General features: G+C 35.1%; 13 protein-coding genes, 1 tRNA gene and 1 pseudogene. 6 read left to right on the plus strand and 9 right to left on the minus strand.

What is annotated here, in order from left to right:
* The first annotated feature begins 142 nt into the window (after positions 1-142).
* The 4 genes from Q1A01_RS23100 to Q1A01_RS23115 all read left to right on the plus strand — a co-directional run bounded on the left by Q1A01_RS23100 (position 143) and on the right by Q1A01_RS23115 (position 4305).
* Positions 143-1603 carry an aldehyde dehydrogenase gene (locus Q1A01_RS23100; protein ID WP_299685787.1) on the plus strand — a complete coding sequence of 487 codons (1461 nt, stop codon included), beginning with the start codon at positions 143-145 and terminating at the stop codon, positions 1601-1603.
* Between the two features lie 61 nt (positions 1604-1664).
* Complete coding sequence (locus Q1A01_RS23105) at positions 1665-2444, plus strand: SDR family oxidoreductase (RefSeq protein WP_299685790.1); 780 nt, start codon at positions 1665-1667, stop codon at positions 2442-2444.
* A gap of 73 nt (positions 2445-2517) precedes the next feature.
* Positions 2518-3600: an amidohydrolase family protein gene (locus Q1A01_RS23110; protein ID WP_299685793.1), complete on the plus strand. Its 1083-nt coding sequence runs from the start codon at positions 2518-2520 to the stop codon at positions 3598-3600.
* A 27-nt stretch (positions 3601-3627) separates the two neighbouring features.
* A complete protein-coding gene (locus Q1A01_RS23115) occupies positions 3628-4305 on the plus strand; it encodes an O-methyltransferase (protein WP_299685796.1) in 678 nt (225 codons plus the stop codon).
* 114 nt (positions 4306-4419) lie between these two features.
* Here Q1A01_RS23115 and Q1A01_RS23120 read toward each other — a convergent pair whose 3' ends face one another.
* The 8 genes from Q1A01_RS23120 to Q1A01_RS23155 form a co-directional block, all read right to left on the minus strand.
* Positions 4420-5964: a S8 family serine peptidase gene (locus tag Q1A01_RS23120; protein ID WP_299685799.1), complete on the minus strand. Its 1545-nt coding sequence runs from the start codon at positions 5962-5964 to the stop codon at positions 4420-4422.
* Between the two features lie 468 nt (positions 5965-6432).
* Positions 6433-6975: a phosphatase PAP2 family protein gene (locus tag Q1A01_RS23125; RefSeq protein WP_299685802.1), complete on the minus strand. Its 543-nt coding sequence runs from the start codon at positions 6973-6975 to the stop codon at positions 6433-6435.
* Positions 6975-7256 carry a twin-arginine translocase TatA/TatE family subunit gene (locus Q1A01_RS23130; protein WP_299685805.1) on the minus strand — a complete coding sequence of 94 codons (282 nt, stop codon included), beginning with the start codon at positions 7254-7256 and terminating at the stop codon, positions 6975-6977. The genes Q1A01_RS23125 and Q1A01_RS23130 overlap by 1 nt, the downstream gene beginning before the upstream one ends.
* A gap of 277 nt (positions 7257-7533) precedes the next feature.
* Positions 7534-9825, minus strand: coding sequence for a M1 family metallopeptidase (locus tag Q1A01_RS23135; protein WP_299685808.1), 2292 nt, complete (start codon positions 9823-9825; stop codon positions 7534-7536).
* 57 nt (positions 9826-9882) lie between these two features.
* Complete coding sequence (locus Q1A01_RS23140; RefSeq protein WP_299685811.1) at positions 9883-10389, minus strand: DUF6702 family protein; 507 nt, start codon at positions 10387-10389, stop codon at positions 9883-9885.
* A gap of 88 nt (positions 10390-10477) precedes the next feature.
* Positions 10478-11221 carry a carboxypeptidase-like regulatory domain-containing protein gene (locus tag Q1A01_RS23145; protein ID WP_299685814.1) on the minus strand — a complete coding sequence of 248 codons (744 nt, stop codon included), beginning with the start codon at positions 11219-11221 and terminating at the stop codon, positions 10478-10480.
* A gap of 34 nt (positions 11222-11255) precedes the next feature.
* On the minus strand, positions 11256-12008 hold the full coding sequence (locus Q1A01_RS23150; protein ID WP_299685817.1) for a hypothetical protein: 753 nt from the start codon (positions 12006-12008) through the stop codon (positions 11256-11258).
* A 57-nt stretch (positions 12009-12065) separates the two neighbouring features.
* A complete protein-coding gene (locus tag Q1A01_RS23155) occupies positions 12066-12899 on the minus strand; it encodes a hypothetical protein (RefSeq protein ID WP_299685819.1) in 834 nt (277 codons plus the stop codon).
* A 113-nt stretch (positions 12900-13012) separates the two neighbouring features.
* Here Q1A01_RS23155 and pepE point away from each other — a divergent pair, with 113 nt between their 5' ends.
* Positions 13013-13717: a dipeptidase PepE gene (gene pepE / locus Q1A01_RS23160; RefSeq protein ID WP_299685821.1), complete on the plus strand. Its 705-nt coding sequence runs from the start codon at positions 13013-13015 to the stop codon at positions 13715-13717.
* 124 nt (positions 13718-13841) lie between these two features.
* Here the strand turns inward: pepE and Q1A01_RS23165 are convergent.
* Positions 13842-13917: transfer RNA gene (locus Q1A01_RS23165), tRNA-Gly, on the minus strand.
* Between the two features lie 234 nt (positions 13918-14151).
* On the opposite strand from Q1A01_RS23165, the pseudogene Q1A01_RS23170 reads away from it, so the two are divergent.
* A pseudogene (locus Q1A01_RS23170) lies at positions 14152-15392 on the plus strand (hypothetical protein); the annotation flags it as partial.

Here is a 15392-nt window from a genome sequence, read left to right on the forward strand (position 1 = left end):
TAAACTCCTAAACTCCTAAACTCCTAAACTCCTAAACTCCTAAACTCCTAAACTCCTAAACTCCTAAACTCCTAAACTCCTAAACCCATAAACTCAATAATAAGTTTTATATCGAAATCTAAAATTTGTAATTTAACGCTCTATGAATACAAGCAACCTTATCAACATAAGTAATTACAGTAATGGGGAGTACAAAAATCCAATATCAAATGATTGGATAGACAACTACGAACCTGCTTCTGGTAAAATATATAGTAAGATTCCTAACAGTAATGCACAAGATATTAAAGAGGCGGTAACTTTCGCGAAAGCGGCATTTAAAACATGGTCTACTACTACTATTGATGAACGCAGCCGTATTCTTTTAAAAATAGCTGATGGTATAGAAAACAAACTACAAGAACTAGTAGAAGCCGAAAGTAGAGATAATGGAAAACCTGTAAAGCTTGCCAAAGCTGTAGATATCCCAAGAGCAGCTTCTAATTTTCGGTTTTTTGGGCATGCCATTACACAATTTGCATCAGAAAGTCATGAAAGCGTAGGATTACAAGCCATGAATTTTACATTACGTAAACCTATTGGTGTTGTAGGCTGTATAAGTCCTTGGAACCTTCCATTATATTTATTTACTTGGAAAATTGCGCCTGCCATTGCTGCAGGCAATTGCGTGATTGCAAAACCATCTGAGGTAACACCCATGACAGCCTTTCTTCTGGGAGAAATTTGTACAGAAGCAGGATTACCACCAGGCGTTCTTAATATCCTTCATGGACTTGGAACTACAACAGGACAAGCTATTTTAGAGCATCCCGATATCAAAGCCATTAGTTTTACGGGAGGTACAAAAACGGGAGAACATATTGCCCGTACCTGTGCTCCCAAATTCAAAAAATTGTCTCTAGAATTAGGAGGTAAAAACCCAAATATCATCTTTTCCGATTGTGATTATAAACGTATGTTAGATACAACCATACGTTCTTCCTTTGCAAATCAAGGGCAAATCTGCTTATGTGGGAGTCGCATTTTTGTAGAACGTCCATTATATGATACGTTCAAAAAAGATTTTATAGCTCGCGTTAAAAAATTGGTGGTTGCGCATCCCGCTTCCGCAAAAGCAAACCTAGGAGCTCTCGTTTCTAAATCACATTTAGAAAAAGTACAATCATACATAGCACTCGCCCCTGAAGAAGGAGGTACTATTTTATGTGGTGGAAATCAAATACCCGTAGAAGGATACGAAGGTGGATACTATTTAGAACCAACCGTTATCGAAGTACAAAGCAACAGATGTAGACTCAATCAAGAAGAAATTTTCGGACCTGTGGTCACCATTATGCCTTTTGATACCGAAGAAGAAGTACTTGGGTATGCAAATGATGTATCATATGGTCTCTCCGCTACCCTATGGACTAAAGATATAGATAGAACCATGCGAATGAGTAATGAAATACAAGCTGGTATTGTATGGGTAAATACCTGGATGATGCGTGATTTAAGAACACCTTTTGGAGGTGTAAAAGCAAGTGGTGTAGGCAGAGAAGGAGGCTTTGAAGCACTTCGCTTTTTTACAGAACCTAAAAATGTATGTATAAAGTATAACTAACAAAGTTATATGCTTGATACAAAGAATAAAATATTTAGTTTATAAAACGCTATTATAATATATGAATCTCAATCTTACTCATAAAAATGCATTAGTATGCGGAAGCACAGCCGGTATTGGAAAAGCTACTGCTTTAGTACTTGCACAAGAAGGTGCAAATATTACACTTGTTGCTCGTAATGAAGACAAGTTAAAAAGTACACTTTCTGAACTTCCAAATAATGGATCTCAAAAACATGCTTATGTCATTGCAGATTTTACCAATCCGTTGCAGGTCGCACAAGCCGTTGCTGCAACTAAAAATCAATATCATATTTTAATAAACAATACAGGAGGCCCTCCTGGGGGTGCTATTGTAGATGCAGATGTTTCCGCTTTCGCGAAAGCGTTTACACAACATTTACAAACCAATCATCTTTTAGTACAAACAGTAATTCCTAGCATGAAAGAGCTAGGCTATGGAAGAATTATTAATGTGATTTCAACATCAGTAAAACAACCATTAGATGGCCTTGGCGTAAGTAATACCATACGAGGAGCTGTTGCCAACTGGAGCAAAACATTAGCCAATGAATTAGGCGCTTTTGGTATTACGGTAAATAATGTACTACCCGGTGCTACAGCAACTGGGCGTCTTTCTGAAATCATACAGAACAAAGCAAAAAAGACAGGAAAAACAATAGAAGAAATTGAAACCGCAATGCAAAATGCATCTCCTGCAAAACGTTTTGCGCAACCTGAAGAAGTAGCAAATACCATCACTTTTTTAGCTAGTGAAAAAGCAAGTTATATCAATGGAATTAATGTTCCTGTAGATGGAGGACGTACAAAATCATTGTAAAGTGCATCCTCACATTACATTTTGTATTTTTATAAACTAACTAACACCATTTCTGTATTTGCAGAAAACATATATGAAAAAACTACGCATTAACGGACACTCGCATCTACTTCCCTATCCTGAAGAAATCCCTCAATTTATGAAAGACAAAGGGATCTTTTGGGTGGATAAAGACCGTAAATTTATGCTTCAAAAAAATTGGAGTCGTCCTGTTACTGATTCTAGTTTTTTCTTGCATGAGAAGCTGGAATGGATGGAACGTAACAATGTAGATCATGCAGTCGTATTAAATTTATCACAACTCTATGGAAATGGGCTACGCCTCGAAGAAATGAAGCAGGCATTACGCTTTCAAAATGATTTCAATGCAAGAGTTCAGAAGGACCATCCATCAAAATTTACAACAGGTTTTGTTGTACATCCTGGATTTGTACGTGGAGCCTTATGGGAAATAGAAAGATGTGTAGAAGTATTGGGCATGGATTTATTATGTCTTCCTACACATTATATGGATACCATTGGAACGTGGCGTTGTATTTTTGATGAAGAAAACGAACCTATATTTGAACTTGCAAGCAAATATAATCTTGCAGTAGAGATTCATCCCTATGATGGAGAAAAGTTTATCAAGTTAGAAAATACAAACTGGCGTTTTCACTTAATATGGATGTTAGCGCAATGCGCAGATGCCTATCACTTCTTAACTCTCAATGGATATGCAGATAAATATCCAGGTATGCGAGTTTGCTTTGCACATGGCGGACAACTAGCACAAATAAACTTAGGAAGGCGTATTCAAGGATTTGATGGTCGTCCGGATCTCTTTGAAGGAAAATCTCATCCTAGAAAATCTGTAGGACATCCAAATATCTTTTTCGACACCTTAGTACATGATACTAATTCACTAAAACTAGTCATTGAAAATCAAGGAAGCAAACAAGTATTAATGGGATTAGATGATCCGTACCCACTCGGAGAAATGGAAAGTGATTCTCAAAGTAGTTATCCTGGTAAAATACTAGACCTCGCTTTAGATAGAAAAATTATAAATGCTACAGAATATGACCAAATATGGGATGATAATGTAGTACGATGGTTATATGGAGATGACGAAAAAAAGAAAGAAGCTTTTAAAAATAGAATTCTTGGAAAGTAAAAATCACTAAAATGACTACGTGATAAGATGGATGAGATTTCCGCTTTCGCGAAAATTAAATATATGCACTTCCTACCTGAAAATATAGATGAATATGTTGTAGCACATTCTGCGCAAGAACCTGAATATCTACACAACCTCACACGTGAAACCTATCAAAAGGTATTACAACCGCGTATGCTTTCTGGTCCTTACCAAGGACGCGTATTAAGTATGATTTCAAAATTAGTGAATCCCAAAACCATTCTAGAAATTGGGACATTTACTGGTTATAGTGCACTATGCCTAGCAGAAGGACTTCCTATAGAAGGTATATTACACACAATTGATATCAAAGAAGAATTAGTCGATTTTCAAAAAAAACACTTTGACACTTCTCCTTATGGACACCAAATACAACAACATTTAGGACAAGCATTAGATATTATTCCAACATTAGACACAACATTCGATCTTGTCTTTATAGATGCAGACAAACGTAATTACACAAATTATTTTGAAGCCATTATAGATAAGATGAATGCCGGAGGCATTATACTCTCTGACAATGTGCTTTGGAGTGGAAAAGTAGTTGAACCTTTAAAAGAAAAAGATATTGACACTAAGGTACTACTGGAATATAATAAACTCCTTAATGAAGACAAAAGACTAGAAACAGTGTTACTCCCTATTAGAGATGGATTAACGATAAGTAGAGTTCGTTAAATTAAAATAGAAAAATATGACATAAAAAAGAGCCTCACAAAAGTGAAGCTCTTTTTATTTTAGAAGCAAGCCTCAGAGCATAAAACCCTTTGGCGACATCAATAAAAATCTATACTATTGAACTGCTTGATTAGCATCTATATTTCCATACCCAAATTTATTACTTGGATTGCCATATAACTCAGAAGACTGTCGCATTCTATTTAAAACTTGTGTTCTACTCCAGTTAGGATATTTAGCCCAAACTAATGCTGCAATTCCCGCAGTAGTAGCTGTAGCCACAGAAGACCCTCCTACATAATCGTTATCTCCTCCATAAAAGCCAAGAACAGCAGCTGTTCTACTATTATCATTATCACGTTCCATTACAATCGTAAATTCAATTTGTGGTCCACTATGACAAGTATCACAACGCTTATAATTATTAGCATCTGTAACTCCTGTTACAGCAATAGTCTCAGACATACTTGCAGGAAATATTACTGGGTATGCATTTGTTATTGCTGTTGAAGTTCCGCCTGCAGCAAAAATTAACTTCCCTCTATTATGAGCATAACGCACAGCATCTCTTACATTTCCGATAGTCCATAAATATCCAATAGACATTGAAATTATTTTAACGTCATTTCTATCTCCTAAAGCACGTAATGCATTTGAAACCCCTTTACGTTCATGATAATCATTTAATAAAACATCTGCAGTACCTCTATAAGAAACTAGATTAGAATTATAAGCAACTCCTACAGGTTTATTATCATTATTACGTGGTGCTGTTGCAGCCGATATCATACTAGTACCATGACCACATTTATCATTCGGTCCATCTAAATTATTAGACCACCACCAAGGTGAGTCTATATAAGTTCCATATTTTTCTACCGTACGATTATTATTAGAATATCCATCTCCAAACCCAGAACTTCCTGGACTTAATAAAGGTTGATTAGGAGAAATCCCAGTATCAATGACTGCTATAGTAACTCCAGCACCCGTACTCTGACTCCAAGCCTGTGTTACGTTATGATTATCCAACGTCCAAGAAACCAATGATCCAGGAGCAATAGTACGATAGTCATTAGTATTTAAAGTAGATCCTGACATACCGCATCCACTTGAAGATCGATCCTGAGAAGAAACTGTAGCATCAGGTTTTGCCGTAAAATACGAATACCCATTAGGTTCTAAATATCTAACATTAGACATCGCTTTTAAACTTCTAATAGATGCTAAAGTGGTAACCTGTACATCAATAACATTAAGAACATCATCACTTATATATTTAAGATCATTTCGAGTGTGTCCTTCAGATGTTGCAATCGTGAGAAGTATATCATCATGAATAGCTTCTAGACGACTACTTTTTCCTTCTCTAAAACTTTCTCCTTTACTGCCATATCCTACGGTAAGTAATTCATTTCCATGCACAGCTGCACTCCATAATACATTTGCAGGAACTTCGTCCCAAGAGAAAGTCCCTTTCTCTTTTAATTGATGACTGATAATAGTATTAATCTCCTCTACAGTTAAAAATTCATCAGACTCTTGCTCTATGAACACGACATTTTCTTCCGTGATTGGCGAAGCAAAATCTTCCTCTTGTGTACAAGAAGCAAGAACAAGCAGTGATATGCTTGCAACAATGGCTAGTGTTTTTTTCATGGTTTTTGGTTAATTAGTTATGCTCCTAATATACTAAAATTTCATAATCATTATGCATGCATAGTATTAATTTCATAAAATAATTGCTAATTAATTATCAATTACACATAAATACTGTTTTTCAATTACGAATAGTTAGATATTTACTAAATATAGTTTACAAGTAGAATATTCCTACAAAAAAGAAAATCATGAATAAAAAAGAATAGTACTACTACTCGTTGTGTATTTTAACAAAACAACCACCATATACCTTAGTGATCTTCACTATTTCCAAAAAATCCTAAAAGAAGTAGTAAATTACCTCGGGGCAAATTCACGAGATAGTTATACGAAACTGAATTTTAATTTCGAGGCAAGCCTATGGGTATCAAACCCTTTAACGGCGTCAATGAAGGTTTCTTAGATTCACCCTTCAGAGAGAAAGAAAACCAAGGAATTTATTTAAAAATACAAAAAAGGATACTACTATATTTTAGTACGAAGAAGTCTTTTGGTTACAAGTGCTAATGAAATCCCTACTACTCCACCTACAAATAAATCACTAGGATAATGTGCTCCCACAAAAATTCTACTTAGAGCAAAAAGGAAAGGCCAAATCAAAATAAGCCAGATCCATTTAGTGCGTTCTTTTAATATAAGAATAACAAAAATAGAGACTGCAAATGAAACGGCAGAGTGGCCTGAAAAAAAGCTAAAATCAGTATTGGTTTGCAATACTCTTACCAAACCATTAAGATCTGATTCATTACTAGGTCTTATTCTAGTAACAAAATTCTTGACGAGATTAGTAAGCCCTAACATAAATCCCATTAAAACAACAGTAGAAATAGTAGCGAGCAATGCCTTTTTTCGCGAAAGCTTTTTCCAATAAAGAATAAAGAAAAGTATATAGAGTGGAATCCAATTTTCTATTTTGGTAACAACCAACCAAAAGGAATCCCAACTTCCGGTATTAAGTCCATTAAGGTATAGAAACAGCGCTTTATCCCATTCAAGAATTTGATCCATTAAAACTGACGTTTAATAGGACCTGTAATATCTTTAATATCTTCTTTTGCCTTATCTATTTCTTTCTTGATATCTTTAGTAACATCAATATCAATACCTTGCTGTTCGGCACTTTTAGTAATTTCGGTTTTGATATCATTGGTGGCATCTTTTAATGTACGCATTCCTTTTCCGAGACCTCTAGCAATTTCAGGAACTTTATCTGCACCAAAAACCATGATCACTATAAAAATAATGAAAGCAATCTCCATTCCGCTTATAAATAAAGGAAGTGTAATCATAATACAAAGATAGCAATTGTTATGTGTTGTACCCTATATATTAACAGGTGATTTTATGAGTAAAACACTATTTTGTAAAGTCTGTAAGACGGATATAAAATAGATAGTTGAACTAATTCCGCTTTTTTAACAGGATCTTGGTTTAATATCTCAATCCTTGAATCAATTTTCGATATCCAATCCTCATGTTGGGATGTAATACACAATAAAACAAAAAATAAGTGCTAACTATAATAGTTAGCACTTATTTATATAAAACTTTAAGATATAGAAAAGATTATCCTTTTACATTCTCTTTAAACTTTTCAAATTTACCCATTTTCTTAGCCTTAGGCCAGCTATTATTCCCTGTATCAATATCTGCTGTTTCAAGATCTGGATCTACAGTTACCTTTACAATCTCTTTATCTGATGCGATTGCTTTACTTACTTCACTGTCATTCTTACGCCAAATCTGAACGGGATATGTAACTTTCTCTTTTGTTCCATCTGCATATTCATACTCTACAATAATAGGCATTGGAATACCTCCTGGTTTTTCAAAAACTATTTTATAAAGATGCTTAGGTTCTTGTATTTTAGCACGCTCTTCTGGTGTAAAATTATCCATCAGATACTCTTTAAGTGTCGCTGAGTTTTCTAACAGAGACTTTCCTTTAAGAGCAGGGTCAAAATCTTCACTATCTTCATCTACAACATAAACACCATTAAAAGTACTTGGATCTGTAACACCAAAACGAGCAAGCATTGCTTTACCTTCTTTAGTAGCTTTATCTGTAACATAATATGATTTTACCTCTTTCACACCAATATCTACACTCTCTGTACTATAAAACCATCCTCTCCAGTACCAATCTAAGTCTACCGCAGATGCATCTTCCATAGTTCTAAAGAAATCTTCTGGTGTTGGGTGTTTAAACATCCATCGTTGTGCATACGTCTTAAAAGCATGATCAAATAACTCAGGTCCCATCACAGTTTCTCTTAAAATATTAAGTGCTGTTGCTGGTTTTCCATAAGCGTTATTACCTAACTGGTATACGTTTTCAGGGTTTGACATGATAGGAGATATAAAATCTTGATTCCCTTTCATGTAATTTACGATACGTGATGGAGCTCCTCTTCGAGAAGGGTATTTTTTATTATTCCCTATAGCTTCAGGATACTTATCTCCAAATTCTTGTTCTGTCAAATACTGCATAAACGTATCTAAACCTTCGTCCATCCATCCCCACTGACGCTCATCACTATTTACAATCATTGGAAAGTAGTTGTGTCCTACCTCATGAATAATCACTGAGATCATACCATATTTTGTACGATCACTATACGTACCATCTTCATTAGGACGACCATAATTCCAGCATATCATAGGATATTCCATTCCTTGCCCTTTTGCATGCACAGAAATAGCTTTAGGATATGGATAATCAAAAGTAAATTTAGAATACGTTTCTAAAGTCTGTACTACTGCTTTTGTAGAATACTCTTCCCATAATGGGTTTCCTTCTGGTGGGTAAATAGAAATAGCCATTACATCACGTTGTGGAAAACGTACTGCTTGTGCATCCATTATATATCTACGAGAAGAAGTAAATGCAAAGTCACGTACATTTTCAGCCTTGAGTTTCCACGTTTTTGTTTTTGTTGAACTTCCAGCTGCTATTTGTTCTGCTTCAGCCTGTGTGCGAATAATAACAGGAGCATTATATGATTTTTTTGCTCTTTCCCAACGCTTATATTCTTCTTTACTGTAGACATCTTTCAGATTGGTAATATCTCCTGTACCATCCAATAAATGATCTGCTGGCACTGTAATATCTACCTCATAATCTCCAAATGGTAATGCAAATTCTCCATTACCCCAGAACTGATAGTTTTGCCATCCTTCTACATCATTATAAACAGCCATTCTAGGAAAAAATTGAGCAATAATATACCCTTTATTTCCATCTTTATATGTTTCATAACCAGAACGAGCTCTATTTACAGTATGATCAGGAATATTATAATCCCACTGAATAGAAAACTCAAAAGAATCTCCAGATTTTAAAACTTCTGGCATATCTACACGCATCATTGTAAAATTAATCGTGTGCTTAAGAGCTTTTCCGTTTGCAGTTACTTTGTTTATATTAAACCCTCCATCAAATCCTTCTGTCATATATGAAGACACAAAACTTCCTGGTCTATTTACAGGATTGACTCCTCCTCCATTTTTATCTTTAGCAGGAGAATCTTGTGCTCTGATATTCTGATCTAATTGCACCCATAAGTATGCTAAATCATCTGGCGAATTATTTTTATAGGTGATTGTTTCATATCCTGTTAGACGCTGGTTAGTATCATCTAACTGAATACTCATTTTATAATCCGCTTCGTTTTGATAATATTCATGCCCTGGTGCTCCAGAAGCAGTACGATAAGAATTTGGGGTAGACATTTCATTATAGAGTTGTCTAAATTTGTTTTCATTCTCATGGCCTCCTTGACGCTCTTTTTCTTGAGCGTATCCTACAGAAACACACAGGAATAACATTGCGCATAATGCGTATTTAAAACGAATCATAGTTTTTGTAATTAAATTAAGGCTCTAAAATAGCCAAACCCCAACTTTTTTAGGAATCTATTCAGAAAAGTTTAACACAGCTTTGGCATTACCATCTACCAATAACAAACTTTTCTTTTTGCCAAGAATATCTGTATGAACCATGTTTTTTTGTTCCGTAAATGCATCCATAAGTAATGTGTTTTCTATCTCAACAGTCTGAATAGAAGATACATTTGTAATTTCTATATAGCATACTATATAATCATCTTCATATTCTTTCCCTAAAAAGGAAAGTGTTTGAGGTGCTCCATTTACAGTTATTTTCACTTTTTTACGCAAATATTTTTTTATGTAAGTATCTAGAATTTCTTGATCTGAAGTAGCATCTACAATAATAGTTTCATCATAACGCTCGCGAAGTACATCTTCCAAATCATCATAAAAAAGTCTTGTAATCATTTGCAGAGATGCTGTTTCCTGATTGTACTCAATATCTGTAACACTTAAATAATACTTATGTACTGTAAAAGAAGTACATATAAACAAACAAAAAATGGAGGCAATAACAACTATTTTTCTCATAATATGTGGATGAGTACGCTTTCGCGAAAGCGTACCATTAAAATTTTAAAACAAAGATATTGTATTATGGGTTCCAAAAAATATGCCGTTATTCTTTTTCGCTTTCTTTTAAGGCAATATAAGGTTTCGATTTTTGCATCATAAACTCTAAAAGACCAAGTGCATTATTAGCATCTACAAGCTCTTTTGCATGTGTATCTTCAAAAACATAATACACAAAGTCTTCGATAAGTTCTTTAGGTATATTTAATTCTTTCATATATACCGTATCGGAAATACGGTAACGACTCTCTTGCACCAATTTCTCAAATCGAGATACTTCAATATGTTTTTTGAGCATTTTAAGCCTTCCAGTAATAGAATTTATAAGTCCGTCTAACGGAATTCCTGACCCACTTGTTACCGCTGTATAATAACGTCGTTCTTCTATAGTACGTTTGGGTGCTGTATTCTCAGGGATACCCAACTCTTTTGCAGTAACCTCTTTTTTAAATTTTGTAGAACGAATATCTTTATTTAAATCACCAGTAAGCTCTAAATTACTAATCTCTACAGTTTCCAACTCATTTATTTTTGGAATAAGATATAAAGAGATTTTTTTACGATTATACATCGTTTGGTTAACTATAAATTGTCTGGACTCATATTGAACTGCACTTATATTAATGGTATCATTTACACGTGCTTCTATGGCAAATTTCCCATTTGCATCTGTAGTAGTGCCTTTCTTTAAAGAAATATTAACTACCGTAAGTTGCGCCTTATCAATGGTGTCATTAAGAACTTGCCCTCTTAGCTCTATCGTTCTTTGTGCATACGCACTTGACCCCATGAGAAGGAAACAGAGTATGCAAAATTTTATCATCTTATTCATGTTCTTTATTCTTAATGAGCACTCCTTCTTTTTCTTTTAAAACTAAGTATTTTTTAGATTTTGTAAGCATATAATCTAACAATTCTATCGCATTTTCTTTATTATCCTTTCCCTCTGTCTTTTTTTCTTCAAAAACAAAATACACAAAATCTGCAATCAAATCTTCTGGAATGTTCAAAGATTTCATATAAAGTGTGTCGGAAAATGTTAAACGGGCTTTCTCAACTTTGATTTGAAAACGCATCACCTCCAACTGTTTTTTATATTGTTTTGCTTGTCCATTTATAGCCATAATAAGCGCTCCAAAAGCTCCTGCACCTGCAGGACTTGCGCTATATACCCTTCGTTCTTCAGACGTAAATGGTGCATGTCTATTTAATGGAAGACCAAGATCTGCTGCTGTAAGTGTTTTTTTAAATGGCGTATTTAAAATATCTCTCCGTAAATCTCCCGTCAAATCAATAGTACTAATCTCAACTTCATCTAACTCATTAATCTTTGGAACCAAATACAAAGACATACGCTTTCTATCGTACATTTTTGGAGTTACAACAAACTGTCTAGACTCATATTGAACTGCACTTATATGAATCGTGTCATTTACGCGAACAGGGATTTCAAAAACACCTGCCTCATTTGTAATAGCACCTTTACGCAAATTCAAATTTACAACACTCAATGAAGCTTTCTCTATAGTATCATTCAGCACCTTTCCTGTAAGAACAACAGACTCTTGTCCTAACAAAACATACGTTGTAAAAAGAAAAAACAATAAAAAGTAACATCGTCTATTCATTATTCATTATTCATTCTCGTTTTCTGTAAATTGTTCTTTCTTCTTTAATAATTTATATGTAATTGACTTTTCTAATAAGTAATCTAAAAAGACCAGAGGATTATCAATAGCTATTTCTTTTAATTTCTTTTCATCTTTTAATGCATAGAAAATAAAATCTTGTAATTGGTCTTCTGGTATTTTCAAATACGTTAGCAACATCACATCAGGAAAACGATTCAAAGCATAATCAATTTGCTCTTGATACGATGCTATTTCAATATGTTTTTTTAAACGCTTAGTCTTCCCATTTATCTCGTTAATTAATAACGGAAGAGGAATTATTAACCCTGTAAAACCTACACCTCCCTTTCCATTAATTCCAGTAGTAGCAGTATGCAATCTTCGCTCTTCTTTTGTTTTTCTTTGAAGATTAGGTAATAATCCTTTATCACTCATGTCTTTTACAAGAGCTAACTGTGTATCTAGAGAAGCATCACTAGCATCCTTTTCTAAATTGCCAGACAAAACCTTATTACTTAATTGTATCTCATCCAGCTCATTAATCTTTGGAACTAGATATAAAGACATACGCTTTTGATCATGCATTTTTGGAGTTACAACAAATTGTCTAGACTCATACTGAATTGCACTTATATGAATGGTGTCATTTATGCGAACAGGGATTTCAAAAACACCAGCCTCATTTGTAATAGCACCTTTACGTAAATTTAAATTCACAACACTCAATGAAGCTTTTTCAATAGTATCATTCAATACGGTTCCTTTCAGAATAATAGTCTCCTGAGAAAAAGCAGTAATACCTGTAAATAATAGAAAAAGGAATAGTGTTTTGTACATAGATTGTTTAGCTCCTTCAAAGAAACATTTTCGTATGTCATGAAAAACTTAATACCTATATAAACTTTTGTTAATTGAAGATGAATAACTACTTTTAAAAAAATCAAAGACCTATGCCTAAAAAAATGATCATTGCAAGTACTTCTACCATACATGGAAGTGGTTATTTAGAATATCTCTTACCAGAATTAGACATACATTTTAGCAAAGCAAATACTATTATTTTTATACCCTATGCCAGACCTGGAGGAATTTCTCATGATCAATATACTGAAATAGCTTCCAAAGCTTTTAAAAAAATTGATAAGACAATAATAGGTCTACACACATTTAAAAATCCTGAAGAAGCTATAGAAAATGCAGAAGGCATATTTACTGGTGGTGGTAATACCTTTGTACTCGTAAACCAATTATATAAAACGAATATACTTCCTGTTTTACGAAAAAAAATATTTGAAGGAACCCCATATTTAGGCACAAGCGCTGGTAGTAATATTTGCGGACTCACCATGCAAACTACAAATGATATGCCTATTACATATCCACCAAGTTTTAAAACCATAGGGGCAGTTCCTTTTAATATTAATCCTCACTACTTAGACCCAATCGAAGGGAGTACCCATATGGGAGAAACTCGTGAAACTAGAATAAAAGAATTTCACGCGCACAATACAGTTCCTGTTGTAGGACTAAGAGAAGGTAGCTGGCTAGAAGTCAAAGACCAAACCATACAACTCAAAGGAAATCTAAGCGCTCGTATTTTTGAAAAAGATAAAAATCCTTACGAAACACCTAAAGATAGTTTGTTGAATTTTTAAAAATACGCTTTCGCGAAATTGTATACAGAAGCTCTTAAATTCATAAAGCTAAAAAGCTTAGTACGGTACTTTCAATCACATCTATATAAAATAAAAAATCCTCATCATTCGATGAGGATTTTTTTGGAGCGGGAGACCGGGTTCGAACCGGCGACATTCAGCTTGGAAGGCTGACGCTCTACCAACTGAGCTACTCCCGCTGGTTAAGCGGTGGCAAATATAAATATGTTTTTTAAATAGAAAAAATTTATTTTTTATAAAAAGTAACAAATTTTCTAAAACTACAAAAATGTGCATTTTATCGATATAAATGTGTATTCTGTCGATGTTTTACCGTTATAAAAAACATAAAATCCTATTTTTCAACCAATTAATTATTTTAGATCTATAAATATTACTGTAAAACCCCAATTAAACAACATAAAGTCCTCCACATGTTAAAAAAAATTACTCTATTTCTAATATTATTTAGTACAATAAATAGTATTGCTCAAATAAAAGTAGGAGATAATCCAGATACAATAGATAATAATTCTCTTTTAGAATTAGAAAACACTTCTAAAGTACTTGTCATTACCCGAGTAACCAATACTCAGATGAATACAATCACGCCATTAGCTGGTGGTATGGTATATAATACTGATGAAAATTGTGTTTTTCAATATAATGGCATCAATTGGACAAGCCTCTGTGATATTGACAACGCTCCAACATTAGTAGATAACCAAGATGGTACGTTTACATTTACAAATGTATTAGGAGAAACCGTTATTATAGATACAAATGCAACCTCGAGCCCATATAATAATACTAATTCAGGATTAGGGGCTACAAATGTTCAAGATGCTATAGATGAAATCATAGCAAACGATCTTGATACTGATCCTACCAATGAATTACAAACATTTTCTTTAGATGGTACAAATCTTACATTAAGTGATGGAGGTGGTACAATAACCTTACCAACTTCAGAAGGTCCCCAAGGACCAGCAGGTGCAGATGGCGCTGACGGAGCAGTTGGACCACAAGGACCAGCAGGTGCAGACGGAGTTGACGGAGCAGTTGGACCACAAGGACCAGCAGGTGCAGATGGAGCAACAGGACCACAAGGGCCTCAAGGAGATACAGGTCCACAAGGACCAGCAGGTAACGATGGTGCTGATGGAGCAGTCGGACCACAAGGACCGCAGGGTGATCAAGGTATACAAGGAGAAACTGGGCCGCAAGGACCAGCAGGTGCTGATGGTGTTGACGGTATCGACGGTGCAGTTGGACCGCAAGGACCGCAAGGCGACCAAGGAATACAAGGAGAAACTGGACCTCAAGGACCAGCAGGTATAGATGGTGCTGATGGAGCAGTCGGACCACAAGGACCTCAGGGTGACCAAGGAATACAAGGAGAAACTGGACCGCAAGGACCAGCAGGTGAAGATGGTGTTGACGGTATCGACGGTGCAGTCGGACCCCAAGGACCGCAAGGTGACCAAGGAATACAAGGAGAAACTGGGCCGCAAGGACCAGCAGGTGCTGATGGCGCTGACGGAGCAGTTGGACCGCAAGGACCAGCAGGTGCAGATGGCGCTGACGGAGCAATTGGACCACAAGGACCAGCAGGTGCAGATGGCGCTGACGGAGCAATTGGACCACAAGGACCAGCAGGTGCGGATGGAGCTGA

It is taken from the genome of uncultured Dokdonia sp., assembly GCF_947492815.1.
GTDB lineage: Bacteria > Bacteroidota > Bacteroidia > Flavobacteriales > Flavobacteriaceae > Dokdonia.